The following is a 25,501-nucleotide window of genomic DNA, read 5'->3' as shown; positions in this document are numbered from 1 at the left end:
GACGGCCCCGGCCCCGGTGCCGGATCGCGAACGCCGTTGAGCATAAAAGGGCGCTACTGACGGGTCAACACGGTCAACGTTGGCCCCCGAATTGGTTGATCGGGCTTTTGCAGCGTTCCGCGGGAGCGGATTCGGAGCGGGTACGGACGGCGCTTCGGCGGCGCGGGGAAGGCCCGGACGGGATGGTGACGATGTGCCCGGATAGCACAACGAGCCGCTGTCGCACAGGAGTTCAGCGCTCGCTCGGCGGTGCGGCGGCGCACGGAAGTGGCCCAAGCAATTCCTTGATCGCCGTCGCCCGCACCCTCGGGCCGCTGCTGGGCGACCACCTGGCGCCACCGGTCGCCCCGGTCGTCACGGGCACCGTGGCGGAGGGGGCGTAGGAGACACACGCCCCGGGACGCCCACGGTCAGGGCCCGGAGCGGGGAGACCGGAAACCGCTGGCCCCCGACCGCCGCGCGCTGGCATGCTGGCCGCGTGGACAGACCCCAGATCTGGCTCGACTTCGCCCCTGAGCTGCACCTCTTCGTCTCCGCGCCCCGGCGGGCCGGCCGCACCGCGCTGCACACCGACGGCGCCTCGACCCTCGGCCACGTCGTCGAGTCCCTGGGCGTCCCGCTCACCGAGGTCGGCGCCCTGCTGGCGGACGGCCGGACCGTCTCCGACGCGCACGTCCCCGCCGACGGCGAGCACATCACCGTCCGGGCCGTGACCAGGCCGCAGCCCTCGCCCGCCCCGCCGCGCTTCCTGCTGGACGTCCACCTCGGCACCCTCACCCGCCGGCTGCGCCTGCTCGGCGTGGACGCCGCGTACGAGAACCCCGACATCGGCGACGCCGCGCTCGCCGCCCGCTCCGCCGCCGAGCAGCGCATCATGCTCTCCCGCGACCGCGGCCTGCTGCGCCGCCGGGAACTGTGGGCCGGCGCCTACGTCTACAGCCACCGCCCCGCCGAGCAGCTGCGCGACGTGCTCTCCCGCTTCGCCCCGCCGCTCGCCCCCTGGAGCCGCTGCACCACCTGCAACGGCACGCTGCGCACCGTGACCAAGACCTCGGTGCGCGAGCAGCTGCGGGACGGCACCGAGCGCTCCTACGACGCCTTCGCCCAGTGCGCCGACTGCGGCCAGGCCTACTGGCGCGGCGCCCACCACGCCCGGCTGGAGGCGATCGTCACCGAGGCGGTCCGCGACTTCGGGAACGGCCAGGGGCAGCTCGGGGCGGTCTCCGGGTAGCGCGCCCTGGCGGGCGGCCGCGGGTCCGTGGTCCCATCGGCGGTGGGGGAGGGGACCACGCTACTCGGTCACACGAGAGAGGCCAGGTCGTCGGATGAGCAATGAGGCAGGGCACCAGCCCTTCGACACCGCGGACACCGGGGACACCCCCGCCGTGACCGCCCCGGACGGGGCCGAGGTGTACCCGTTGCTGGTCCTGGAGGGCGGGGGGAGCCTCGCGGTGTTCGCCCTCGCCCCCGGGCAGGTGACGCGGGCGGTCTCGCACGCCACCGTCCAGGAGCTCTGGCACGTCACCACGGGCAGCGGCGAACTGTGGCGCCGCCAGGGTGTGCGGGAGGAAGCCGTACGGCTCGCGCCCGGCACCGCCGTGTCGATACCGCTCGGCACCGCCTTCCAGTTCCGGGCCGACGAGGACTCCGACGGGCCGCTGCGCATCACCGCCGTCACCATGCCGCCCTGGCCCGGGACGGACAGCGAGGCCCGCCCGGAGGAAGGCCCCTGGAAGGCGACCGCCCGATGAGGCGGGGCGCCCGGTCGTGGATCCTCCGCGGCCGGGCGCCCGAGGCCCGTCACGCGTCGTCGACCTCCAGGCCGTACGCGACCACGGCCTGGTGCAGTCCGCCGGGGTAGCCGGCGAGGGCCGGGGTGAACTCCCAGTCCCCGACGGCGTCGCGGTCGAAGCGGCCGAGCCGCATGGCGGTGTTGGTCTGCGCGCCGTCCGCCAGGTGCATCACGGCGGCGTCCTGTCCACCGGCCTCCAGGATCAGCGCCGGTCCGGCGAAGCCGGCCATGGTGGCGTCCGGGTGGTTCCCGGTGTCCGCGGCGGCGATGACGACGAGCCGGTCGACGTCGGCGGGCAACGCGTCGAAGTCGACCATCAGGCAGGCGTTGGCGTCCTCGTAGCCCGTGACCAGCCGCACCGAACCGTCCGGCGTGGAGGCGTTGTTGTAGAACACCAGGTGGTCGTCCGACACCGCGACGTTCCCGCGGCAGACCAGGGCGGCGATGTCGTACTCGTCCTCGCCGGTCCAGTGCAGGAGCAGCCGGGCGGGCTCGGCGGCGACCTCGATCGCGGGGAGCCCGTCCAGTCCGGCCGCCTCGGCGGAGGCGTCCTCCTGGGCGGGCGCGAACACCTCGTGGAAGCCGTGGTGCTTGAGCAGCCCGACCAGCTCGGCGCCGTTGATCAGCGTGACCGCCTTGCCGGTGACGAACTGGTGCGAACTCGGACCGAACTTGCTGGTGGTGACGAGGACGGCCTTCGTCGCCGCCTGGTCGGCCCGCAGGGTGCCGTAGAGGTCCCGCACCGCCGAGGGCGGCACCGTGTCCCGGTAGCGCTTCACCTGCACGATCACGTTGCCGCCGCGGAACGGGTCGGTGTCGATCCCGCGGACGTCCACCCCGCCGTCCCGGGACCGGGCGGTGAGCTCGACCTTCATGCCCATCGCCTCCATCAGCCGGGCGATGAGCTGCTCGAACTCGACCGGGTCCATCGCCACCAGGACCTGGAGCTCGCGCACGCGCCTGGCCATCCGGCCCCGGTTGGCGTTGGTGTCGTCGCGGAGGTGGCGGAACAGCACGCGCTGGGCGCGGCGTTCGTCGGCGTCGGGAGTGCTGAGGCGGTGGAGTTTCCGGCTCCGGGACATGGAGTGCCCCCTCTTGCAGGTGACGGCTGTTGCAGGCGTCACCGTAGGGGAATCGTGGGCGAAGTACTGTCGGCCCGTCAGTTCCGCAGCACAATCGAGACCTGGTGGGGGCCCGGAGAAGGGAACCTAGTCCGGCGGGTGCAGGGCGAGGCGCCAGGCGTGGGTCGTGTACGCGCCCATGCGGGTCGGGTGGCGCTCGACCAAGGTCGCGTGGAGGCGGTCGGCGGTGCGGTGGAGTGAGCCGGTGAAGCGGTGCAGCTGGTCGACGGCGAGGGGGTGCAGCTCGGCGAGGACGGTGTCGTCCAGGTCGCGTCCGACGGCGCGCAGCACGCCCGCGTCGAGCACCAGCAGGGTGCCGTCGGGCAGCACCAGCGGCTCGGGGACCTGAGGATCGGCGAGCAGCGGACCGCGTTCGATCCGGCCGCCGGGCAACAGCCGCACCACCCGGCTCTCGGTCGGCCGGCGGCGGTCCGTCTCGACCACGCGCAGACCGCCGCCGACCACGTAGTGGCCGTAGCTGCGCCAGGAGTCGACCAGGGTGCCGTCGCGGTCGTACGCCCAGGTGTCGAAGGTGTCGTAGCCCTCCAGGCCGAGCACGAACCGGCCGCCGCCGAGGGCCGCTGCGCGCCGTCCGCGCAGCTCGGCGAGGCTGGTGCCGTCGGCGAGGTCCAGCAGGAAGGCCGGGCCGAGGTGGCCCCAGGCGGTGTACTCGAAGGAGTCGGTGGTGACCAGCACCCGGCCGGAGGAGAGGTGTGCCGCGTTCGGGCGCCCCGGGCAGGGCTGCCGCCAGCGCACCCGGCCGGTGGCGTCCACGCAGCTGAGCTCCCCGTCCCGCGCGTGCACCTCCAGCCCGTCCCGCCGGGCCAACGGCCCCTCCGGACGGCCCTGCGGCCGTCCACCACTCCTGCGATCATGGCCCATGACAGTGACCCGCCAGCTCCCCATGGCCGGATGGTAGTGGACTCGGCCGAACGGCGGAGGCGGTTTCGGGTGGTGCCCGAACGGCCGACAATCGTTCCGGGAGTTCGGGAGTCCGGGAGCTCTCGGCAGGAGCCGAGGAGGAGGCCGCGGTGGAGTTCGAGGTGATGATCGAGATCCCGCAGGGGTCGCGGAACAAGTACGTGATGGACTTCGCGGCGGGCCGGATCCGCCTCGACCGCACCCTGTTCACCGCCACCCGCTACCCCGCGGACTACGGCTACGTCGAGGGCACCCTCGGCGGGGACGGCGAGCCGCTGGACGCCCTGGTGATCGGCGGTGAACCGGCCGTCCCCGGCTGCGTGCTGACCTGCCGGGCGGTGGGCATGTGGGTGATGCGCGACGAGCGCGGCCCCGACCAGAAGGTGCTCTGCGTCCCGGCCGGCGACCCGCGCTACGCGGCGCTGCAGGACATCGGCGACCTGCCCGAGTTCGACCTGCTGGAGATCACCCACTTCTTCCAGGTGTACAAGGACCTGGAGCGCGGCAAGTCCGTCGAGGGCTCCCATTGGGCCGACCGTGAGGCCGCCCACGCCGAGATCGCCGCCTCCCGTGCCCGTGCCATGGGGACGCGCTTCGCCGATCCCGCGTAGGGCGGCGGGGCGGCGGGGGCGGGCCGTCGGGTGCGGCCCGCCCCGGTCGTTTCCGGCGGGTGCTCAGAGCCGGGCGCTGCTCAGGATGGCGCGGACCTGGTCCGCGATGGCTGCCTCGTTCTGCTCGAACTCCGGTGCGGTGAGGAGGCTTTGGTCCGCGGGCAGGCCGGTGAGGACCGGGGTGTGGAGGTGGCCGCCGGGGAGGTCGGGGGCGAGGTCGAGGCGGAGCCGGTTGGAGCGGTAGGCGACCTCGTTGGAGAGGTAGCCGCCGCCTCCTCCGGCGACCGCGCGGGAGCCGGGGGTGGGGCCGTCGGAGCGCACGACCGGGTCGGTGGCACCCGCGGGGATCTCGGTGACGGGGGTGTTGAGCAGCACCGGGTAGGGCTGCTGGACGGCCGTCATGGCGTCCGCGGGCAGCGTGGTGCGGATGAACTGCGGCCCGTCGGCCAGGCCCGGGGCGTCGACCGGGTGCCGGCTGGTCCCGCCGGAGAGCGCGCCGACGTTGTCGGTGTACGGGTCGGCGGAGCGGGCACGCCCGGCCCAGGCCTCCAGGGTGAACATGCCGGGGTAGCCCTGGCTGATGCTGGTGATCAGGTCGGCGGACTGCGGGCCGGGCGCCAGGTGCGGGCCGAAGGCGCGTTCCACGATCCCCCGGTCGAAGTCGCCGTAGCGGACCGGGAGGACGACGGCCCGCACCTCGGCGGTGCTGCCGTCGGCGAGGGTGATCTGCCGTCCGTTCAGCTGCAGGACGGCAGAGCCGGAGGGGTTTGCGCGGCGCGGCTCGGTGTCCAGGCCGTACGGGTCGAAGCCGCTGATGAAGATCCGCCGGATGCCGTGCACGGCGCCGTCCGCACCGGACGCGCCGTCCCCGGAGCGGGCGTCCCTCGAGCCGGCGTCCCCGGAGCGGGCGTCCCCGGAGCCGGTGTCGCTGAAGCCTTCGCCCAGGCCTCGGGAGGCGTCCTCGAAGGTGGCCCGCAGGGCGGCGTGGTCGACGGTGAACCCGGGCTGCCAGCGCTCGAGTTGGACGGTCATGGCGAGCCTGGTCCAGTACAGCGGGCGGTCGTCGCGGGCGGGCAGTTCGCCGCCGGGCCGCCGGCCCTGGGCGCGGTCCACGCCGGCCTGCCAGAGCGCCCGGCCCCAGGCGTCCACGACCCGCTCGGCGCGGTTGGCGTTGCGGGCGGCGCACAGGGCGGCGGGGAAGCCGCGGAGCAGGTCCCTCAGGCCGGAGCGCTCGGTGAAGGCGGCGGTGCGGGCGTCCTGGAGGCGGGTCTGCTCGGCGTCGAGCGCCGCCGTGGCGGCGGTGCGGCACCCGGCCGGCTCGGCCTGGGCGACGGCTGGGGCCAGCAGCGCGGCGAGCGTTCCGGTGAGGGCGGCGGCCAGCCCGGCGGTACGGCGTAGAAGTGTCATGTAACCTGACAATAGATTGGGACCTGACGCCCCGCCAGGGTGCCGTCGCGCTGCCCGTAGGCTGGGCGGGTGACAGCGCCCGATCTCACCCTGAAGTCCCTGGTCACCGACCCGTACGGCGGCTACACCCGGCTGCGCGCCGACGCTCCCGTCCACCGGGTCGTCGGACCGGACGGGCTGCCCTTCTGGCTGGTGACCCGCTACCCGGACGTGCGCCAGGCCCTCGCCGACCCGCGGCTCGCCCTCGACAAGGTGCACGCCGCGCCCGGCAACTACCGCGGCTTCGCGCTGCCGCCCGCGCTGGACGCCAACCTGCTCAACATGGACCCGCCGGACCACACCCGGATCCGCCGCCTGGTCTCCCGGGCCTTCACCCCGCGCCGGGTGGCCGCCCTGCGCGCCCCGATCGAGAAGGTCGCCGAGCAGCTGCTCGACGCCATGGCCCCGGCGGGCCGCGCCGACCTGCTCGCCGCGTACGCCGCGCCCCTGCCGATCACCGTCATCTGCGACCTGCTCGGCGTCCCCGAGGACGACCGGCACGACTTCCGCGCCTGGACCGACAGCCTGATCACCCCCGACCCCGAGCACCCCGAGGCGACCCGCGCCGCCGTCAAGGCGATGCTCGGGTTCTTCACCGGGCTGATCGAGCGCAAGCGCACCGAACCCGGGGACGACCTGCTCTCCGACCTGATCGCCGTCCGCGACGAGGCCGTCCGCGACGAGGCCGTGAGTGGCGAGCAGGAAGGGGAGCAGGAACGGGAGGGCGGTGACCGGCTCAGCGAGGACGAGCTGACCTCACTCGCCTTCCTCATCCTCATCGCCGGCTACGAGAACACCGTCCACCTCATCGCCAACGCCGTCCTCGCCCTGCTCACCCACCCCGAGCAGCTCGCCGCCCTGCGCGCCGAACCGGAGCTGATCGACGGCGCCGTCGAGGAGTTCGCCCGCTTCGACGGCCCCACCCCGCTGGCGATCCGCCGCTTCCCGCGCGAGGACGTCACCATCGGCGGCGTCACCGTCCCGGCGGGGGAGACCGTGCTGCTCGCCCTCGGCTCCGCCAACCGCGACCCCGAGCAGTTCGCCGACCCCGACCGGCTCGACCTGCGCCGCCGCGAGACCGGCCACCTGGCCCTCGGCCACGGCATCCACTACTGCCTCGGCGCGCCGCTCGCCCGGATGGAGACCGCCATCGCACTGACGGTCCTGCTGCGCCGCTTCCCCGACCTCGCCCTCGACGTGCCGGTCGAGCAGCTGCGCCACCGCCCCACCCTGCGGGCCCGTGGCCTGCTGGAACTCCCCGTCCGGTACTGACGCGATCCTGGCGGCAGGGCCGGGAACCGGCGCCAGTTCTACAGCGTTGTCGTATTCGAACAGTGCACACAGCGGTGGCAGCGGTACTCGTACGGTCGTGGAGGAAATCCCATGAGTGTGGCCCTGACGAAGGGTGGCAACGTCTCCCTGGGCAAGCAGGCCCCCGGGCTGCGGGTGGTCCGGATCGGCCTCGGCTGGACGGCCGGGGCCGGGTACGACCTGGACGCCAGCGCGCTGCTGTGCGGGGCGGACGGGAAGGTCGGCTCGGACCAGAACTTCGTCTTCTTCAACAACCTGCGGAGCCCGGACGGTTCCGTCCGCCACCAGGGCGGCTCGGGCGGCGGGGCGGACCGCGAGCAGATCGAGGTCCGGCTCGCGGAGGTCTCCGCCGACGTGGAGAAGATCGTCTTCGCGGTGGCGATCTACGACGCGGCGCAGCGGCGCCAGAGCTTCGGGCAGGTCCGCGGCGCGTACGTCCGGATCACCGACCCGGACGGCGGCGCCGAGGTGGCCCGCTACGACGTGGCGCCCGAGGCGGGCAGCGAGACGGCGATGGTGTTCGGCGAGCTGTACCGGCACGGCGCGGACTGGAAGTTCCGGGCCGTCGGGCAGGGCTACGCCTCGGGGCTCGCGGGCATCGCCGCGGACTTCGGGGTGGACGTCCTGCAGCCGGCGCCCACGCCCGCCGCGACCGCGGCTCCTGCTCCGGCCCCGGCTCCGGTGAAGCCCGTGCTGCCCCCCGCCCTGCCCACCGTACCGCCGGCCCCGGTGGTGCCCGCCGTGCCGCAGACCCAGCCAGCAACAGGGAGTTCCCCCGTGACGTGTTTCTTCGACCCCTCGCACGGTGCCGGCACGACGGCGGTGCTGTGGTCGCCGCAGTGGGGCGTGCCGCGCCAGATCGAGACCTGCGTCGCCTGCGCCCAGCGGGTGCAGACCACCGTCCCGCCGTTCTACACCCCGCAGCAGGGCTACCCGCAGCCCGTCCAGCAGCAGGGCTACCCGCAGGCGCCCGGCCAGCAGGGCCAGGGCGGCGGTCGGCGCTTCGGCGCCGGGGCGCTGATCGGCGCGGGCGCGGCGGGCCTGGTCGGCGGTGCGCTGCTCAACGAGGCGTTCGACGACGGGCCCGAGGTCGTCGTCAACAACTACTACGAGGACTGACCTCTCCCTCCGCACCCGGCGGCCGCACAACGCGCTTGCGTTGTGCGGCCGTTCGCGCGTTCAGGCCGGGTCACGCCGGTACGCCCCGGCGTGGGCGGCGGCCTCGGCGGCGGCTGCGGCGCGGTCGGCGGCGTCCTCGTCCAAGGGCTCGGCGGTGGTCAGCATCCGGTAGTAGAGCGGCGCCGAGACGGCCCGGACGACCTCCGACGCATCGGTGCCCGAGGGGAGTTCGCCGCGCTCGACGGCCTCGGTGACGCACGGCGCCCACTCCTCCACGCGGCGCCGGTAGAAGTGCCGCAGCGCCTCGGCGGCGTCCGCGTCGCAGTTCGCGGCGACGAGGACCGCGCGGAACAGCGCGCCCTGTCGGGGATCGGCCAGGGTGCGCTGGACGAGCCGGGCGTTGGCCCGCAGGTCCCCGGCCAGGGAGCCGCTGTGCGTGCGCGGCAGGGACTGCTCCGCCATGTCCGCGAGCAGGTCGGCGACCAGCGCGGTGGTGCTGCCCCAGCGGCGGTAGACGGTGGTGCGGCCGACCTCGGCCCGCTGGGCGATGTCACCGAGGTCGAGGCCGCTGAAACCGTGCTCGACCAGGGCGTCCTCGGTGGCCCGCAGGACGGCGGTGCGGACCCGGGCGGTCCGGCCGCCGGGGCGGACGGTGCCGGGCGTGGACGGATCGGCGGGCTCTGCGGTCATTAACGGGATTCCTGTTCCATTAAGTCGAAGGAGTCTGCTAGGTTCAAGGCATCCTAACGGAACGGGAGTCCCATTAGGGGCTTCGAGGGGAGAGAACAGCCATGAGCACCGCCAGGACCACCAGCACTGCCGCCACCACCGGCACTGCCGCCACCACCGGCACTGCCGCCGCCACCGGCACTGCCGCCACCACCGGCACCGACATGGAATACCGCCGACTGGGCGCCTCGGGGCTCAAGGTCCCCGCCCTCAGCCTCGGCACCGGCACCTTCGGCGGGCGCGGCCCGCTCTTCGGCGCCTGGGGCACCACCGACGTCCAGGAGGCCCGCCGCCTGCTCGACATCGCCATCGACGCCGGAGTCACCCTCTTCGACACCGCCGACGTCTACTCCGACGGCGCCTCCGAAGAGGTGCTCGGCCAGGCGATCCGCGGCCGGCGCGACCAGGTGCTCGTCTCCACCAAGGCCGGTCTGCCCACCGGCGACGGCCCCCAGGACGCCGGCACCTCCCGCGCCCGCCTCACCCGGTCCGTGGACGACGCGCTGCGCCGCCTCGGCACCGACTACCTGGACCTCTTCCAGCTGCACGCCTACGACGCGGGCACCCCGATCGAGGAGGTGCTCGCCACCCTGGAGGACCTGGTCCGGGCTGGCAAGATCCGCTACACCGGCGTCTCCAACTTCTCCGGCTGGCAGCTGATGAAGTCCCTCGCCCTCGCCGACCGCCACGGCCGCCCCCGCTACGCCGCCCACCAGGTCTACTACTCCCTCGTCGGCCGCGACTACGAGTGGGAGCTGATGCCGCTCGCCCGGGAGGAGGGCGTCGGCGCCCTGGTCTGGAGCCCGCTCGGCTGGGGCCGCCTCACCGGCCGGATCCGCCGCGGACAGCCCCTCCCGGCGGGCAGCCGCCTGCACGACACCGCCGACTACGGCCCGCCGGTCGAGGACGAGCTGCTCTACCGCGTCGTCGACGCCCTGGACGGGATCGCCGCCGAGACCGGCCGCACCGTCCCGCAGGTCGCCATCAACTGGCTGCTGCGCCGCCCGACCGTCTCCTCGGTGATCATCGGCGCCCGCAACGAGGAACAGCTGCGCCAGAACCTCGGCGCCGTCGGCTGGTCGCTGACCGACGAGCAGGTCGCCCGTCTGGACGCCGCCAGCACCCGCACCGCGCCCTACCCGTACTTCCCGTACCGCCGCCAGGAGGCCTTCGCCCGCCTCAACCCGCCACTGGCGGGCTGACCCGCGGGCGCGGTGCTCACCGGTTCCCGCGGGCCGCTCACGGGTTCCCGCGGGGCCGGTGGCCTTCCACCCTCCGAGTGCGCCTGCGGAGGGGGTTGCCGGTTGCCCGCCGCGGAGTGCGGGCCGAGCCTGGAGGGGAGGGGTGCGGTCCGCGCCCTTCGGGCACCCGGGTGGAAGGGCGGCGCCGGAGGATGGCGCTCACGGTGGCACTGGCCGGCGACACGATGCTCGGGCGCGCTGTCGCCCCGGAGCTGCGGCGCTCGCCGACACCGGGGACGCTGTTCTCCACGGAGGTGCTGCAGGTGCTGGCGGCCGCCGATCTGGTCGTGCTCAACCTGGAGTGCTGCGTCTCCGACCGCGGGGAGCGGTGGCCGGATGCGAACAAGCCGTTCTTCTTCCGGGCCCCTCCCTCGGCCGCCACTGTGCTCGCGGAGTCGGGGGTGGACTGCGTGACGCTGGCGAACAACCACGCCCTGGACTACGGCTTCGACGCGCTCGCCGACACCGGCACCCTGCTGGAACGGGCCGGCGTCCGGGCGGTCGGCGCCGGACGGTGCGTCTCGGCGGCACGGGAGTTCGCCGTGCTGGAGGCCCGCGGGGTGCGGGTGGCGGTGGTCGGGGTCTGCGACCACCCGGCGGACTACGCGGCCGGGGCGGGGCGGCCCGGAGTGGCGTGGGCCGACCTCTGGACGGGGGTGCCCGACTGGCTCACCACGCTGGTGGCCCGGGCCGCGCGGGCGGCCGACGCGGTGCTGGTCACCCCGCACTGGGGCCCCAACATGACCTCCCGGCCGCCACCGCACGTACGCGAGGCGGCCCCGCGGCTGCTGGCTGCCGGGGCGACCCTGGTCGCCGGTCACTCCGCCCACGTCTTCCACGGCGTCGCCGACCGCGTCCTGTACGACCTGGGCGGTTTCGTCGACGACTACGCGGTCGACCCGGTGCTGCGCAACGATCTCGGTCTGCTCTTCCTGGTGACGCTGGACGGCCCCGACCGCGCGCACCTCGCGCCGGTCCGCCTGGAGGCTCTGCCGCTGGCCCTGGAGTTCTGCCGCACCCGCCCTGCCCGGGGCGAGGACCGGGAGTGGATCCGCGAGCGGTTCACCGCCGCCTGCGCCGAGTTCGGCACCGAGGTGGGCGAGCGGGGCGGGTGGCTGACGGTCGACTGGACCTGAGGACGGGGGCTGCCGTTCCCGGCCGGATCACCCCGGCGCCCGGCCGATGTCCCGGCCGAGTTCGAGGGCGAGGATCTGGTCCAGACGCACGCAGGTCTCGAAGCGGGCACCGTCCGGCAGGGTGGCCCTGGCCTCCAGCGCGTGCAGGGCGCGTACCGCGACGCGGGCGTCCAGATCCTCGTCGAGGCCGTCGAAGCTCGCCCGGACCATGTCGGCCTCCGGCGGACGGGACGGCTCGTTGGCGGAGTCGGCCACCAGCGCCCGCCAGCGGGCCAGCCTCTCCGAGGCGTTCGCCAGGTCGTCGTCGGTGAGTCGGACCGGGGCGGTGACGGCGTGTTCGAGGAAGGCCAGGCGCAGCGCGAGGGGATCGTGCGCGTCCGAGGTGGTCGAGGTCGACGCGTCGGCTCCGGAAGCCGGACGGGCGTGCGGGGGCGCCGTCACCGGGCCGGTGACCAGGAGCGGCGCGGACGCCGGGCCGGGCCGGAGCCGGGAGCTGCTGGTGATGACGAGGTCGGCGGCCGGGTCGGAGCCGTCCTCCTCGCGCCGTGTGCGCAGTTCGGCGGGCGGATGGACACCGAGTCGGTCGGCGGCTTCGAGCAGCGCCCGGGTCTGCTCCCCGGGGGTGTCCGGGACGGCGAGTTCGATGATCACTTGCAGGCTCCGGGCCTCACAGACGCGGGCCAGCACGTCGCCGGTCACCAGCGCTCGCAAGTCCCCGGGGCCGAACGGGCGGCCCCGCTCGCCGACGGCGACGGTCGCGTGCAGGAGGCCGACACGGCGCGGGCGGATCTCGGTGCGCTGCCCGGTGCGGGCGTCGGTGATGCGCAAGGGCGTCTCCTTCGGGGCTCGGCGGTCTGTGGTCAGGATGCGGCACGGTCCGGGCCGTCGCCGGCACGGCTGCCGCGGAGCCCGGCGAGTTCCCACTGAAGGTCCTGGCCCGCCGCCTGGGCATGGTGTGCGCAGTTCCGGCAGGAAGTGTGTTCGAAAGTCGATAGGTTCATCCGGCGCCCGGGGTGCCGGATGTGGGCTCCGGATGGTGCTTCCGTGCAGGTCAGCGACCGGATGCCGGGTGCGGAGCGCGATGGTGCGACGGCCCTCGGAACGCCTGACGGGCCGTCAAGGTTCCTTGTTCTCCTGCGAACTTCCCCACAGTCCCTTTAAGATCCCGTTGACAATGGCGGCTTTCCGCCACTCACGAACTCCCTCGCGAGATCGGGCGGCAGGCCCCGTCGGACAATGCCCAACTTGACGATGAGAGCAGGGATGACGACGACAAGTGAACGAAAAGCCGGTGCCGCGCGCGGCCCGGACCGACGGCGGTCGGACGGGTTCGGCCGCCGTACCGCGGGCGGCGCGGTGGCGCTCGCCGTCGCGATCGGCGCCTGCTCGTTGGCCGCGGCCCCGTCGGCGTTTCCGCAGACGGGCGACGGCACGGTGACGGTCCGGGTGATCCGGGCCGTGGACACCAGCGGAGTGTGGACGCCCGTGCTGGAGCCGGGCATGGCGGGCGTGAAGGTGACGCTCACGGACGACGCGGGCGTCGGCATCGAGGGCACCACGGCGGCCGACGGCACGGTGACGCTGGCCCCGGCCGCCGGCAAGCTGACCGGCGGCAAGTACCGGGTGCAGGTGGTGAATCCGAAGCCGGGCGTGCTGTTCCCGGCCTTCGCCTCGCGCCAGGGGCTGACCGGCGCGCCGAACCAGCTCAGCAGTAACGAGGAGTTCGTCGACCTCTCCGGCGGCAAGAAGGCCGAGTTCACCACGGGCCTGTGGAACCCGGGCGACTACTGCCAGAAGAACGCGCCGCTGGTGTCGACCTGTCAACCCGCGGTCAAGGAAGGCGGATCGGCGCGCACGCTGGTCTCCTTCCCGTACAGCGCCCGGGGCGTGGCCGGCACCGACGCGACCGTGACCGACCTGGCCACCGCCGCGCAGACCGGCAACATCTACGGCGTCGCGTGGAGCCGGGCCGGTAAGCGGCTCTTCTCCGCCGCCTCGGCCAAGCGCACCACGGCGTACGGTCCCGGCGGCGCGGGAGCGATCTACGTGACCGACCCGGCGACGAAGACGACCAGCCTGTTCGCCACCGTCCCGGACGCCGGCACCACGCCGCACGGCCCGGGCGACGACGACGCCTTCCTGCCCGCGGTGGGCAAGGAGAGCCTCGGCGCCATCAAGGTCAGCGAGGACGGCAAGGACCTCTTCGTCGTCAACCTCCACGACCGCAAGCTCTACCGCTACGACGCCACCGCGCCGACGGCGGCGGAGCCGAAGGCCGCGTACCCGATCCCGGACCCGGGCTGCCCGGCCGCCGGGGACTGGCGTCCGTACGGCCTCGGCCTGCAGGACGGCACCGGCTACCTCGGCGGCGTCTGCTCCGGCGAGTCGACCGGCAAGGCCTCGGACCTGCGGGCCGTGGTGCTGCCCTTCGACCCGGCCACCGGGTCGTTCAAGCAGGCCGTGCTGGACCAGAAGCTCGACTACCCGCGCGGCAACACGGTCGGCACGGCCTGCCCCGGCGCCGGCTGGTTCGCTTGGCAGGACACCTACCCGGCCACGCAGAACGGCCGGTCCTGCGGCACCGACTACATGGCCAACCCCGAGCCGGCGGTGGCCGAGATCGCCATCGAGACCGACGGCTCGATGCTGATCGCCTTCCGGGACCGCTTCGGCGACCAGTCGGCGGCCGGTCCGACCGCCGGCACGATGGCCAAGGTCCTGCCCGGCGGCGACCTCAACAAGGCCTGCCTGGTGAACGGCGCCTACGTGCTGGACACCAACAACGGCTGCGGGGCCACCACGCGGGGCACCCGGTTCTTCGACAACAACCGGATCGGCCACAACAACGCCCTGAACGCCGGGATGGCCTTCTCCAAGGTCGAGAACTCCATCGCGACCTCGGGCTACGACACCAACGGCATGGCCTTCGGCTACGGCCCGGGCTTCGACAAGCGCGACGGAAAGGCCGACGGAGGCCTGCGCCTCAACCCGGTCGGCCCGCTCCCGCCGTTCGGCAAGGGCGCCGCGATGGGCGACCTCGAAGTGCTCTGCGACCAGGCGCCGCTGCAGATCGGCAACCGGGTCTGGTACGACCCCGAGCGCAGCGGCCTCCAACTGCCGGGCCAGCGCCCGGTGCCCGGCGCCACCGTCCACCTGTACGACGGGTCGGGGAAGCTCGTCGGCACGACGAAGACGACGGCGCGCGGCGAGTACTACTTCGACGACAGCAACGTCGAGGGCGGCCTCAAGCCGAGGACCACGTACACGATCAGGCTGGACAATCCGGCCGACTACGCCAAGGACGGCCCGCTGTTCCAGTGGGTGCCGACCGAACACGACGTCGGTGACAACCACTTCATCGACTCCAAGGGCATCGTCCCCTCCGGCGGCAAGTACCCCGAGCGGGAACTGACCACCGGCGGGCCCGGCGAGAACGACCACACCTACGACTTCGGCTTCCGCCAACAGGAGGGCGTGCTGCGCCTGGTCAAGCACGACCAGGACGGCAAGCCGCTGGCCGGCGCCAAGTTCCAGCTGTGGCACGAGACGAACGGCACCGACGGGCTGCAGCCGACCGGCGACAAGCCCGACACCAAGGTCGGCGAACCGTGCACGACCGCGGCCGACGGGCTCTGCCAGGGCAAGGGCGTGCCGGGGACGTACTACTGGCAGGAGGTGAGCCCGCCGGAAGGCTACGCGGCCCCGGAGGTCACGGTGTTCGGGCCGCTGGTGCTGAACTCCGGCAACCTCGACGACGGGCTCTCGGTGACGGCGGTCAACCGGCTGATCCCGACCCCGACCCCGACGCCGACGCCGACACCTACCCCGACGCCGACCGGGACGCCGACCCCGCCGCCGACGTCCACCCCGGTGCCGGCGCCCCCGGCACCCCCGGCCCCGCCCGCTCCCGGACCCGGGCACCTGCCCGCCACCGGTGCGGGTGCGGCGATCCCGTTCGCCGTGGCGGGCGCGGCGGTGCTGATCACCCTGGGCGCGGCGCTGGTGCTGCTGGTCCGTAGGCGCAGGGCCCTCCGGCAGGGCTAAGGGCTTGCACGCCCCGAGCCGGATCGGGCGGGTTCGCGGACCACCGGTCCCCGAACCCGCCCGACTGCTGTGACCGACCCGACCGAACATCGAGCGACGAGAGAAGGCACCCGCATGGCCCGGAAGGTGAAGACCGACCCCCGGAGGCCGCGTCGGCGCCGCCGGCTCCTGATCCTGGTCGCGATAGCGGTGTGCGGCACCGTGGCGGGCGGCCTGGTCGCCCGGCGGACGGTCTCCGAGGAGGCCGGCGAGCGGCCGGTCACCACGGACGAGGCCTCCCGGCTGGCCCTGTCGCGGCTCAACCTCTACCAGGCGAGCCCGGTGGGGGTGACGCTCACCGCCGCCGAGGGCGGGGGAGTCACCATCCGGGTCGAGGGCGTCGTGGACTACCGCACCCACCGGGGCGTCGGCCGCTACCGGACCATGGGGGCGAGCGGTCCGCTCGACCACGGGCTGGTCGTCTGGGACACCGGCGGCCTCGGCCTGGCCCCCGAGCCGGCCGGCATCGACGGCCCGGCGTGGCAGCAGGCCGAGCACGTCCCCCGACAGGGCTGGTCACCGCGCTCCTACACCGCGGACCCCCTGGACGCCGGGCTCAGCCTGGTGGCCCGACTCGGCGCCGACCGCCCCGACAACCCGCTGCTGCTCGCCCAGTCCGGAGCCCGCTGGCTGGGCCGCGACCGGATCGACGCCCGCAGCTACGACCGCATCGCCGGACCACGCGCCCAGGGCTCCGCCCCCGACGGCGGCCGCTCGCCCCTCACCTACTGGGTCGACGGCGACGGCACCCTCCGCCGGGTCACCATGCAGATGCAGGGACTGGGCACCCCGACCACCGCGGACTTCTCCGGCCCCGACCCCGCCGCCAGACTCCCCGAAGCCCCCTGGCTGACCGGCTGACGACGCTCGGTGGTCCGATGACGGAGGAAAGGCGATGTGACCCGGTCACGGCGCCTGGACGGCCAGGAGCAGTCCAAAGCGGTCGGGTGGCCGTGCGGGCGCATGGTCTGGGGTCGTCAAACGCCGCCGCTACGGCCAGTACGGTGCACCGCTCTACCTCCTCATCGACCGGCAGGATCGCAGCTGCACGCTGTACAGCGAACCGACCCGCCTCGGGTACGCAGGTGAGAGCGGCCCGCACCCCTTCGGCACACCCGTTCACCTCCCGGCGCCGTTCGACCTCGAACTCGATACCACCTGCCTGTAGTCGGGGCAGCCGTCGGCGGGGTGGATGGCCGGGCGGGGGGAGGCGTAGCGTCGACAGTGGTCGCGGGCGGGTCACCTCCCTGGGGGCTGGAGCGCTGAGATGCCAGGTACCGCGACACCTCCCTCGGGCCCGCCTCCCGGGCCTCCGTCGGGTCCACCGCCCGAGCCGCCTCCCGGGCCTCCGCCGGGACCACCGCCCGGCCCGCCGCCTGGACCACCGCCCGGCCCGCCGCCCGGCCCGCCCCCTGGGCCTCCGCCCGGGCCGCCGTCGGTGCTGACCGGGCACACCGGGCCGGTGACCTGCGTCGCCGTGTCCGGCGACGGCCGGTTGGTGCTGTCCGGCAGTGAGGACCGGACGGTGCGGCTGTGGGAGCTCGCGGGCGGGGCGGAGGTGCGGCGGTGGACGGCGCACGAGGACGGGGTGCAGTGCGTGGCGCTCGCGCCGGACGGGCGGCTCGCGGTGTCCGGCGGGGTCTGGGGGCCGGCGGTCGTCTGGGACACCGCCACGGGGACGGAACTGCGGCGCCTCCGCGGGCAGGAGCAGGGCTGCCTGTCCGCGGTCTTCTCGCCGGAGGGCCGACTGGTCGCCACCGGCTGCGGGGATCGCACCGTTCGCTGCTGGGATCCGGCGACCGGGCAGGAGCTGCGGCGCTTCCCGGGGCACACCGCGGACGTCACCGCCGTCGCGTTCTCCCCGGACCGCCGGCAGCTGCTGTCCGGCGCCGCCCAGACCGAGTTCGGCGCCGACCAGGTGCGGCTGTGGGACGTGGAGGGCGGTACGGAGCTGCGCCGGTTCGGCGAGCGGCTGTTCGTGGTCACCGCCGTCGGTTTCGCCGCCCGGGGCGGCCTCGCCGTCGCCACGACCATGGACTGCCGACTGCACGTGTGGGACCCGGTCACGGGTGCGGAGACGGGCGACTTCGAGGTCGGCGCGGGCAACCTGCTCTGCCTCGCGGTGTCCCCCGACGGCCGACGGCTGCTGACCGGCAGCGGCACCGACTACTACGACGCCGAGCTGCTCGCGGCCCTCGGTGTCGACAACCGGGTGCGGCTGGTCGACCCGGGGGACGGCCGGGAGCTGGCCCGCTACGAGGGCCACACCGGGAACGTCAACGCCGTGGCCTTCACCCCGGACGGCCGCCGCGCGGTCTCGGCGGGCTCGGACCGCACGGTCCGGCTGTGGGACCTCGGAGCGTAGCCGGGACCTCGGAGCGTAGCCGCCGCCCGGGCCGGTTGCCCGTGGTCACTCGCCGGTGGAATCGTGGCAGGAGAAGGTCGGATCGGATCCTGACATGGCCGAGCGGGCACGAGGAGAGCAGCACACCTCGACCGTGGGATGCCCGGTGGTCCGGGCCGCTCCCGGGCCCGGCGGGCGAGGTGTCCCCGGTTGGCGAGGTGCCGGGGTCCTCTGCGCGCTTCTCGGCCTGCTCCCCGTCACCCCCGTCCTGGCCTGGGCGTACGGATCGGCGCCGTTCGCCGTCTGGTTCTGGGCCGTCACCGTCCCGAGCCTGGCGCTGCTCGCCGCCCTCGGCGTCGCGACCGCCCGCCGCCCGCGCCGAGCCCGTCTGCACCGCGCCCTGGTGGTCGGGACCGTCGGCGGACTGCTCGGCACCCTCGGCTACGACCTGTTCCGGGTGCCGTTCGCGCTGGCCGGGGTCCGGCTGTTCGCGCCGATCGACACCTACGGCGTCCTCGCCCTGGACGCGGACTCCTCGGACCCGCGCACCGGGCTGCTCGGCTGGGCGTTCCACTTCGCCGTCGGCATCGGCTTCGGGATCGGCTATGCCGTCCTCGCCTCCGGCCGCCGCTGGCAGTGGGCGCTGGTCTGGGGCCTGATGATCGAGACCCTGGCCGTGGCCTCGCCCGTCGCCGGCGTCTACGCGCTGCGCGGACCGGGGCTGATCGCCATCGCCTACGCCGGGCACTTGGCGTACGGGGCGCCGCTGGGCCTGCTCGCCGCGGATCCGGAGCGCACCGTCCGCCGGTTGCGCGAGGTCGGGCCGCACACCACCGCGTACGCGCTGCTGGCGGTCCTCCTGGCGCTGGTGGTCTGGCAGCGGCCGTTCGGCACGCCCGCCGCCGTCCGGGCCGGGGAGCGGGTGGCGCCCGGCCCGAGCGCCGTGGTGCTGGACGGACGGTTCCACCCGCAGTACCTGCGGGTGCCCTCGTACGGCTGCGTGGCCCTGCACAACGGCGACCGGGTGCCGTACACCCTGCCCGCAGCCGTCGGCTCGCCGCGGCTGGAGCCCGGGCGCACGACCACGGCCTGCTTCGCCTCCGCGGGCAACGCCGTGCTGCGGGTGCGCACCTCCGCCCAGCCGTACGCGGGCGGGTTCGTCATCGTGGACCGGACGGAGCGCTGAGATGACCGGAAGAGCGTCGACCGACGGAGCGCCGAGATGACCACGGCCACGGCCCCGCAGACCGTCCCAACCCTGCGCGATGTGGCCCGGCGGCTGCCCGGGTGGCTGCGCGAGAACGTCCTCTCCGCCGTGACCGGGGCGGTGGTCGGCGGCCTGATCGGCTACGCGATGAACGTCTGGCTGATCGCCGTCCGCTACGGCGGCTGGCGCAAAGTACCGCACGGGGCGCCGGCCACCAGCCAGGGCAACTTCTTCCAGGGCGCGCTGTTCTGGGGCCTGCTCACCACGGTGCTGTTCGGGGTGTTCGGCTACTGGCACGCCGTCGGGACCGCGCGCTTCCTCGCCGACCTGCGCGGGCTGCCGCACACGCTCGCCGGGCTGGTCCGCGGCGACCGGGCGGCGGGCGTCCACCTGCTGTGGGGCGCGGCGGTCGCACTGCTGGCCGCGCAGGTCGTGCCCGCCGCGGCCGGGGCGGTGCTCGCCGTCGGGCTGCTCGCGGGCGCGCCGACCGTGCTGGGCGGCATCGTGTCGACGTTCCTGCGCCGGATCTGGTCGGCGGTGGTCAAGCAGGTCGCCCCGACCCGCCGGCACCGGGTCACCGGGGTCACCGGCGTGACGGTCGGCATGCTCGGCTCCGCGGTGTCGCTGATCGTCGCCTCGTTCGTCCCCGACGGCGTGGTCAAGTACGTCCTCGCGGGGGCCCTCGCGGTGGCCGCGGTCCTGATCGGCCGCACCGGCACGCGCCCGCCCGCCACCGCCTGCGTCCTGCTGCTCCTCGGCACCGCGCTGGCCCTGCACGGGCTCACCGACGCCCTCCCGGCCCACGCCGACGACGGCGGATCGCTCGAGTGCACGGGCCAGGCCTGGCTGAGCTGCACCGGCAGCGGCACGGTGCTGCGGTACTCCACCGTCGGGGCGGTCGCGGCGGGCGCCGGCGGGGTCCTGGGCTCCTTCCTCGGCAACCTGGCCGGCACCCTCGCAGGCGGCCCGGGTACCGGGGGCCCGGACGACAGCGGCGGCAGCCCGCCGGTGCAGCCGCAGCCGGGCATGCCGCCCGGTGACCGGCGGGCGATCGACAACTGGATCCAGGGGCTGCTGGACGACCCGGCGTTCCAGCGGTGGCGCGCCACCCACCCCGGCTTCACCGGGCAGCCCGGCGACGCCGAGTTCAACCAGTACCTCAACTGGCGCCGCGCACAGGGGATGGCGGATCCGGCCCTGACCCTGCCCAGCTCGCAGGCGGCACCTCCGGTGGACGCCGGACCGCTCCCGCCGCTCCCGCCGGAGGAGCCCGAGCCGGTGCTGGCCGCCCTGCCTCCCGGTCCCGAGCCCGCTCCCGAACCGCCGGCCGGGGACTCCCAGCCCGCGCCCGACCAGCCCGCCGCCCAGCCGGCCCCCACACCCGCACCCGCGCCGCCCGCGCCCGACCCGGCCCAGGTGATCCGGGACCGGCTCAGCGCGCTCGACGGCGCCAACATGAACGACCCGTCCTACTGGCAGCAGCTGCGGACCCTCAAGGAGGGCCTCGACCCGGCCCAGGGGCTCACCGCCGACCAACTGGAGGCCGTCAAGAACCTGGCGGCGATGATCCCCGCCGCCGACGCCGCGGTGGACACGGCGCGGGAGAGGTTCCGCGACACGGGCAGGGACACGTTCGTCGCAGCCGTGGCGCGGGGCAGCCAGGCCGAGCGCGACTACACCGACTTCCTGCACCGGCTGGACGGGATCGAGGCCCGGGAGAACTACCTGAGCAACCTCATCGACCACCTGCCGCCCGGCCAATTCGAGTCGGCGAACCGGGTACTGCAGCGGCTCGAGAGCGGCGCCCCGGGCACCGACACCGAGGGCTCGCTGCGGCAGCTGACCACCGCCGTGTTCAACCAGTCGCAGGGCGCGTCGGAGCGGGAGGCGGCCGCGGCCCAGCTGGCGGCGGTCGAGGCCGAGGAGCACGAGGCCGGCGCCACCCGGGTGCAGCACGTCGCCATCGCCACCGAGATGCTGCTGGCACCGTTCGCGGTGCCGCTGACCGCCGCCGGGGCCGCCCAGCTCGGGGCGTTCATGGTCGGCCGCAACGCCGTCCAGGGCTTCGGCGTCGGCTACGAGGAGGGCGGGATCGGCAAGGCCCTGCTCGGCGCGGCCGACGCGGTGCTGCCGATCAACACCCTCCAGGCCGCCTACCAGGCCACCGTCGGCCAGGTCATCGACCCGAACAGCCCGGCCCCGCAGGCCGGTCGGGCCGCGATCGCGCTCGCCCTCGTCCAGGACCTCGGCAACGCGGTGGGGCTGCACGGGCTCCTGAGCAGCGTCGCTCCGGCGGCGGCCGAGGTGGCCACCGAGAGCTCCGCGCTGAACAAGCTCAAGGCCTCGGCGGCGCCACCCGCCCAGCCGCCGCCCGGCCCGGTCCCGACGGCCAACGCCGCCACCGACGCCGCCTTCAGCGCCGAGCAGGCCGCCGGGCGCAAGGCGGCCGAGGAGTTCCAGCAGATGGCTAGCGACCTGCGCGGCCTGCGGGCGCAGGGGGCGAGCGCGGAGGAGATCGCCGCGGCCCGGCAGGCGCTGAAGCAGAAGGCCATCGAGATCAACTCCAACTTCCAGGCGAAGGCCACCCTGAAGACCGCGCGCACGGAGATCCAGGGCGAGTACGCCGAAGTCCTCGAACCGGTGCTGAGGAAGGTGCAGCAGGACCAGGTCGCCGAGCTCAACGCACAGGGCTGGAAGAGGGGCGGACGGGAGCTGACCGTCGACGACCTGACCGACCTGCGCAACGACAAGAGCAAGGGCACCGTCGGGATGGACCGCGACCTGGCCCTCAACCAGAAGACCTACCGCGAGACGCTCGCACAACTGGAGAAGGCCCCGCCAACCTCGCAACGGGCCGAGGACCTGTACAAGAAGCTCCAGGAGATCAGGACCACCGACCAACTGACGCTCAACGGCAAGCCGGTGAGCCCGTCCAACGCCAACGACGCGTTCCAGCAGGCGTACAACAAGGCCTACGCCGACGCCACCGGCGGACAGGACGCGGGCAAGGCGCTGCAGTCGGTGACCCAGAGCAAGCACCCGGAGGCGTACCAGAACCTGCCGGTGCTCAAGAACGACGCCCTCGGCTACCCGCCCGACCCCAAGTGGGCCGCGCAGACCGGATCGGTGACCACCTACAAGGCGTATATGAACCCGACCCACGAGACCGGGCTGAGCCCGGGCAGCGCGCTGCAGGAGACCGCCCGGGGCGTGGCCAAGGACATCTCCACCAAGCTCGAACCGATGATGTACTACTACAAGGGCGCGGACCCGGCCGCCTACCAGCGGGTCCTGGACATGAAGAGGTTCCTGACCGACTGCGGCAAGGGCATGTACACCCCGTCGCAGATGGAGCTGTTGTCCAAGCAGCAGTTCGGCACCTCGATCAACGGCCTCGCCCAGCAGGTCGATTCGAACCTGACGGCCTTCGTCCAGAGCCACGGCGACCTGTATCCCGCGTTCCGCGCCCTGCCCGGGCCCGGGCTGAGCGACGTCGGCGGCGTCGCCGCGCAGGCGGTCGGCGGTCAGGCCGGGACGGTGGCCAGGGGCATCGCCTCCGGCCCGGAACCCGGGAACGAACCGCAGAAGGAGAGGTGAGCCATGGACAGCGAAGCGGCCCTCACCGAGACCAGGATCCTCAACGCGACCGGCACCGCGACCGGGCCTGGGGCCGAGAGCCGGGAGCTCTCCTCGCCGGGGGGCCTGGCCCGCACCATCCGCCTCCGGCGGGCCGAGTTCGGGCCGCTGGCACGCCACGTGGACCTGCCCGAGCCGGCCCTGCTGTCGCCGCTGCCCGACCTGGCCGCCGCCGGTGCCGACGAGACGGAACCCGTCCGCGAACCCGGCGAGCTGCTCCGGGAGTTCACCGGTCTGTCCACCGCCGTCGTACGGGCCGCGCTGCTCCCGCTCGCCGTCCCCGACCGCGTGGTGGACGCCCGCAGCGCCCTGTTCGACAGCGCGCCGACCCCGTGCCGGCTGTACGCCTCCCACGAGGCCGAGGACGTCTTCGTCGGCCTGCGGCCCGGCCCGTCCGGCGAGTACGAGCTGATGGCCCCGTTCGCACCCCAGGACCTCGCCTGGTGGGTGCAGCTCCAGGTCCAGTTCTCCAACGGGCAGCCGATCCCGCTGCCGACGGCGATGGAGGAGCTGACGGCCGAACAGCTGGCCTTCCTGCTGGTGCTGGTCGACGCCTACAAGACCGCCTTCTTCCGCTCCTTCGCCGGCCGGCGGCAGCGGCCCGCGCCGGTCACGGTCTCCCTGACGGACGTCCTGGAGGCCCAGCAGGACGCCCTCCGGGTGGCCGACCGGCGCTGGATCAGCCACTGCGTCGCGGAGCTGTTCGCCGCCCAGCTGCACCCCGGCGGGCGGACCGGCACGCTCCTGCCCTCCGTCACGGCCGATGTCGCCGAACGGGAGCTGCGCCGCTACGCGGACGCCGGGGACCTCGAACCGGCCGGGACCGGTGACCCGAGGGCCTACGAACCCGGGCTCACCCTGGCGACCTTCGCGGGCACCCTGTTCACCTGGATCAGCCTGCTCTCCCTGCACGACGTCCAGGTGACCGGCCACGAGGAGGGGCGGCCCGTCGCGCAGGAGGACATGGTCCTGTTCGTCGTGACCGAGCCGACCGTCTGGGCCCTGGCCAGCCAGAGCCTCACCCGGGCCGGGGAGGACTGGTCGCACGTCCGATTCGGGCTCCGGGCGCTCGGCGTCGTGGAGGCGACCAACCTGGCCGCCGACTTCCTGCGGCCGATCCCGGGGCTGACGCTGCCCGAGGAGCTCTACCGGCCGGAGGCCGCCGAGGAGGCCTCCCGCTCGGAGGCGGAGCCGGTCACCGAGGTCACCGAACCGGTCAGCCGCGCGCCCGCGTCCCCGGTGCCGCCGCTCCCGCCCAGCGAACCCGGCTTCCGCCCCACCCACCGTGTCCCGTCCGGCGGCATGTCCGCCTGGAGCGCACCCGACCCGGCCCTCACCGCCATCACCAGGATCGACGCGAGAGTCGAGCTGCAGGTGCTCGAACGGGCCGGGGACTGGGCGCACATCATCTGCTCCAACGGCTGGTCGGCCTGGGTGGACGGCCGGCGGATCGAGGAGATCGGGGCGTAGCGGCCCGGCTGCTCACGGGATGGTGAAGGTGTTCAGCGCGGTGGTGAGGACCGGCTGGTAGGCGGCCCAGTCGGATTCCGAGGTGGAGAGGTAGACGGTGTACTCGGTGCCGTTCGGGGCGAGGAAGGACTGCGCGCCGACGTGCTCCGAGCCGAAGGTGAACTCCCAGTAGGCGCCCGGGTTGCCCTGGTAGGTGTTGGTGCGCAGGTCGATCCGGGTGTAGCCGCCCTGCTGGGTCAGTGACTGTTCGAGCTGGCGGAAGCCGACGAGGGGCGCCTGACCGGAGGGGTTGGGGACAAGGGTGAACCGCAGCACCTGACCGCCGCCGTCCGGCGAGTAGTCGCCGGCGCCCAGGCCGTTGTCGGTCCGTGTCCAGCCGACGGGGGCGGCGAAGCTGAAGCCCGCCGGGTCGGTGGTACGGACGTAGCCGGGGGGCACCGCGGGCGCAGGGGTCTGCGGTGCGGGCGTCTGCGGTGTCTGGGGCGCAGGGGTCTGCGGTGTCTGGGGTGCCGGTGTCTGGGGTGCCGGTGTTTCGGGCGTGGGTGTTTCGGGGGCCGACGGTGAGGTCTCGGGCGTCTCGGGTGTCGCCGGTGCGGTCGCCGACGGCGGCGTGGTCGGGGCGGTGACGGTCGCCTGGTGGTGCGTGCCCCGGCCGACCAGCAGGATGACCAGCCCGCCGATCAGCGCCAGCGCGAGGACGATGGCCACTGGCACCCAGTGCCGCCGTGACCATCCGCCGGGCCGTCCACCCGCCTCCGCGGCCGGTTCCGCAGCCGGTTCCGCGGCCGGTTCCCGGACGGGCAGCGCCTCGGCCGTCGCCGGACCGACGGTGAGACCCGCGGCCACCCGGTCCAGCATGTGGCGGGTCCACTCCGCGCCCGGCCGCTGCGCCGGGTCCGGGCGGAGCAGCGACTCGATGACCGGCGCGAGCGGACCGGCGCGCCGCGGCTCGGGCGGCTGCCCCGCCTCCGGCGGCCTGCCCTCCACGGCCGCGTACAGCGTGGCGCCCAGCGACCACAGGTCCGCCTCCGGGCCGGGCGGACCGCCGGGAGCGCGTTCGGGGGCCAGGTACGCGGGGGCGCCGTCGTACGGGCGGTCCGCGAACGCGGTGAGCACCGCCCGTCCCTGCTCAAGCGCCACCCGCTCCGGTTCGACCGCGCCGTGCACCAGCCCGGACCGGTGCCCCGCGGCCAGCGCGGCCAGGACCTGGGCGCCGACCCGGGCCGCCTCGCGCGGCGGCAGCGGGCCGCCGGTGGCGATCACCTCGGCGAGGGTCCGCCCATCGGCCATCGCTCTGCTCCAACCGTGCCTCGGCCCCACGGTCAGTCTCCCGC

General features: G+C 74.4%; 18 protein-coding genes and 2 pseudogenes. 14 read left to right on the top strand and 6 right to left on the bottom strand.

The genetic code is table 11. The annotated features are described in order from the left end of the window. Positions 1-478: 478 nt before the first annotated feature. The gene (locus tag ACZ3TI_RS17375; protein ID WP_465727064.1) at positions 479-1,231 is read left to right on the top strand and encodes a Mut7-C RNAse domain-containing protein; all 753 of its coding nucleotides are present in this window, start codon (positions 479-481) and stop codon (positions 1,229-1,231) included. A gap of 94 nt (positions 1,232-1,325) precedes the next feature. Beyond that, positions 1,326-1,751, top strand: coding sequence for a cupin domain-containing protein (locus tag ACZ3TI_RS17370; protein ID WP_465727063.1), 426 nt, complete (start codon positions 1,326-1,328; stop codon positions 1,749-1,751). Between the two features lie 49 nt (positions 1,752-1,800). Here ACZ3TI_RS17370 and ACZ3TI_RS17365 read toward each other — a convergent pair whose 3' ends face one another. Together ACZ3TI_RS17365 and ACZ3TI_RS17360 are read right to left on the bottom strand one after the other, a co-directional pair. Beyond that, the gene (locus ACZ3TI_RS17365) at positions 1,801-2,874 is read right to left on the bottom strand and encodes a restriction endonuclease (RefSeq protein ID WP_465727062.1); all 1,074 of its coding nucleotides are present in this window, start codon (positions 2,872-2,874) and stop codon (positions 1,801-1,803) included. A gap of 126 nt (positions 2,875-3,000) precedes the next feature. Further along, complete coding sequence (locus ACZ3TI_RS17360) at positions 3,001-3,741, bottom strand: hypothetical protein (RefSeq protein WP_465727061.1); 741 nt, start codon at positions 3,739-3,741, stop codon at positions 3,001-3,003. A gap of 203 nt (positions 3,742-3,944) precedes the next feature. Here ACZ3TI_RS17360 and ACZ3TI_RS17355 point away from each other — a divergent pair, with 203 nt between their 5' ends. Then, the gene (locus tag ACZ3TI_RS17355; RefSeq protein ID WP_465727060.1) at positions 3,945-4,445 is read left to right on the top strand and encodes an inorganic diphosphatase; all 501 of its coding nucleotides are present in this window, start codon (positions 3,945-3,947) and stop codon (positions 4,443-4,445) included. A gap of 63 nt (positions 4,446-4,508) precedes the next feature. Here the strand turns inward: ACZ3TI_RS17355 and ACZ3TI_RS17350 are convergent, their stop codons facing one another. Next, positions 4,509-5,852, bottom strand: a complete 1,344-nt coding sequence (locus ACZ3TI_RS17350) for a pyroglutamyl-peptidase I (RefSeq protein WP_465727059.1) — start codon at positions 5,850-5,852, stop codon at positions 4,509-4,511. 69 nt (positions 5,853-5,921) lie between these two features. On the opposite strand from ACZ3TI_RS17350, the gene ACZ3TI_RS17345 reads away from it, so the two are divergent. Both ACZ3TI_RS17345 and ACZ3TI_RS17340 read left to right on the top strand, forming a co-directional pair. Then, entirely contained in the window at positions 5,922-7,163 is a 1,242-nt protein-coding gene (locus tag ACZ3TI_RS17345) for a cytochrome P450 family protein (protein ID WP_465727058.1), read from the top strand. Positions 7,164-7,274: 111 nt separating this feature from the next. Further along, positions 7,275-7,826, top strand: a pseudogene (locus ACZ3TI_RS17340) (TerD family protein); the annotation flags it as partial. 555 nt (positions 7,827-8,381) lie between these two features. Here ACZ3TI_RS17340 and ACZ3TI_RS17335 read toward each other — a convergent pair. Further along, positions 8,382-9,011, bottom strand: a complete 630-nt coding sequence (locus ACZ3TI_RS17335) for a TetR/AcrR family transcriptional regulator (protein ID WP_465727057.1) — start codon at positions 9,009-9,011, stop codon at positions 8,382-8,384. Between the two features lie 203 nt (positions 9,012-9,214). On the opposite strand from ACZ3TI_RS17335, the gene ACZ3TI_RS17330 reads away from it, so the two are divergent. Together ACZ3TI_RS17330 and ACZ3TI_RS17325 are read left to right on the top strand one after the other, a co-directional pair. Further along, complete coding sequence (locus tag ACZ3TI_RS17330; protein ID WP_465727095.1) at positions 9,215-10,252, top strand: aldo/keto reductase; 1,038 nt, start codon at positions 9,215-9,217, stop codon at positions 10,250-10,252. A 191-nt stretch (positions 10,253-10,443) separates the two neighbouring features. After that, a complete protein-coding gene (locus ACZ3TI_RS17325; RefSeq protein ID WP_465727056.1) occupies positions 10,444-11,427 on the top strand; it encodes a CapA family protein in 984 nt (327 codons plus the stop codon). 27 nt (positions 11,428-11,454) lie between these two features. On the opposite strand, the gene ACZ3TI_RS17320 is transcribed toward ACZ3TI_RS17325, so the two are convergent. Then, the gene (locus tag ACZ3TI_RS17320; protein WP_465727055.1) at positions 11,455-12,255 is read right to left on the bottom strand and encodes a hypothetical protein; all 801 of its coding nucleotides are present in this window, start codon (positions 12,253-12,255) and stop codon (positions 11,455-11,457) included. A gap of 435 nt (positions 12,256-12,690) precedes the next feature. Between ACZ3TI_RS17320 and ACZ3TI_RS17315 the strand changes: the two genes are divergently transcribed. The 7 genes and pseudogenes from ACZ3TI_RS17315 to ACZ3TI_RS17285 all read left to right on the top strand — a co-directional run bounded on the left by ACZ3TI_RS17315 (position 12,691) and on the right by ACZ3TI_RS17285 (position 24,167). Then, positions 12,691-15,471, top strand: coding sequence for an SdrD B-like domain-containing protein (locus ACZ3TI_RS17315; RefSeq protein ID WP_465727054.1), 2,781 nt, complete (start codon positions 12,691-12,693; stop codon positions 15,469-15,471). 114 nt (positions 15,472-15,585) lie between these two features. After that, positions 15,586-16,371 (top strand): hypothetical protein, encoded by a 786-nt coding sequence (locus tag ACZ3TI_RS17310; RefSeq protein ID WP_465727053.1) that lies wholly within the window; start codon positions 15,586-15,588, stop codon positions 16,369-16,371. 112 nt (positions 16,372-16,483) lie between these two features. Beyond that, positions 16,484-16,678 (top strand): annotated as a pseudogene (locus ACZ3TI_RS17305) (Uma2 family endonuclease); the annotation flags it as partial. 99 nt (positions 16,679-16,777) lie between these two features. Continuing rightward, positions 16,778-17,875, top strand: coding sequence for a WD40 repeat domain-containing protein (locus ACZ3TI_RS17300; protein ID WP_465727052.1), 1,098 nt, complete (start codon positions 16,778-16,780; stop codon positions 17,873-17,875). 94 nt (positions 17,876-17,969) lie between these two features. Then, the gene (locus tag ACZ3TI_RS17295) at positions 17,970-19,040 is read left to right on the top strand and encodes a hypothetical protein (protein WP_465727051.1); all 1,071 of its coding nucleotides are present in this window, start codon (positions 17,970-17,972) and stop codon (positions 19,038-19,040) included. 36 nt (positions 19,041-19,076) lie between these two features. Further along, on the top strand, positions 19,077-22,658 hold the full coding sequence (locus tag ACZ3TI_RS17290; protein WP_465727050.1) for a hypothetical protein: 3,582 nt from the start codon (positions 19,077-19,079) through the stop codon (positions 22,656-22,658). A 3-nt stretch (positions 22,659-22,661) separates the two neighbouring features. Then, complete coding sequence (locus ACZ3TI_RS17285; protein ID WP_465727049.1) at positions 22,662-24,167, top strand: hypothetical protein; 1,506 nt, start codon at positions 22,662-22,664, stop codon at positions 24,165-24,167. A 12-nt stretch (positions 24,168-24,179) separates the two neighbouring features. Here ACZ3TI_RS17285 and ACZ3TI_RS17280 read toward each other — a convergent pair whose 3' ends face one another. Further along, a complete protein-coding gene (locus tag ACZ3TI_RS17280) occupies positions 24,180-25,457 on the bottom strand; it encodes a serine/threonine-protein kinase (RefSeq protein WP_465727048.1) in 1,278 nt (425 codons plus the stop codon). Positions 25,458-25,501: the final 44 nt, after the last annotated feature.

It is taken from the genome of Kitasatospora sp. NPDC023120 (assembly GCF_055560835.1).
This window is presented reverse-complemented; position numbering and strand designations above follow the sequence as displayed.

Bases quoted from the DNA above. Each gene is read 5' to 3' on its own strand.
- ACZ3TI_RS17300 (WP_465727052.1), top strand. From the start codon at position 16,778: ATGCCAGGTACCGCGACACCTCCCTCGGGCCCGCCTCCCGGGCCTCCG.
- ACZ3TI_RS17285 (WP_465727049.1), top strand. From the start codon at position 22,662: ATGGACAGCGAAGCGGCCCTCACCGAGACCAGGATCCTCAACGCGACC.
- ACZ3TI_RS17350 (WP_465727059.1), bottom strand. From the start codon at position 5,852: ATGACACTTCTACGCCGTACCGCCGGGCTGGCCGCCGCCCTCACCGGA.
- ACZ3TI_RS17280 (WP_465727048.1), bottom strand. From the start codon at position 25,457: ATGGCCGATGGGCGGACCCTCGCCGAGGTGATCGCCACCGGCGGCCCG.
- ACZ3TI_RS17330 (WP_465727095.1), top strand. From the start codon at position 9,215: ATGGAATACCGCCGACTGGGCGCCTCGGGGCTCAAGGTCCCCGCCCTC.
- ACZ3TI_RS17365 (WP_465727062.1), bottom strand. From the start codon at position 2,874: ATGTCCCGGAGCCGGAAACTCCACCGCCTCAGCACTCCCGACGCCGAC.
- ACZ3TI_RS17295 (WP_465727051.1), top strand. From the start codon at position 17,970: ATGGCCGAGCGGGCACGAGGAGAGCAGCACACCTCGACCGTGGGATGC.
- ACZ3TI_RS17325 (WP_465727056.1), top strand. From the start codon at position 10,444: ATGGCGCTCACGGTGGCACTGGCCGGCGACACGATGCTCGGGCGCGCT.
- ACZ3TI_RS17310 (WP_465727053.1), top strand. From the start codon at position 15,586: ATGGCCCGGAAGGTGAAGACCGACCCCCGGAGGCCGCGTCGGCGCCGC.
- ACZ3TI_RS17335 (WP_465727057.1), bottom strand. From the start codon at position 9,011: ATGACCGCAGAGCCCGCCGATCCGTCCACGCCCGGCACCGTCCGCCCC.
- ACZ3TI_RS17315 (WP_465727054.1), top strand. From the start codon at position 12,691: ATGACGACGACAAGTGAACGAAAAGCCGGTGCCGCGCGCGGCCCGGAC.
- ACZ3TI_RS17370 (WP_465727063.1), top strand. From the start codon at position 1,326: ATGAGCAATGAGGCAGGGCACCAGCCCTTCGACACCGCGGACACCGGG.
- ACZ3TI_RS17290 (WP_465727050.1), top strand. From the start codon at position 19,077: ATGACCACGGCCACGGCCCCGCAGACCGTCCCAACCCTGCGCGATGTG.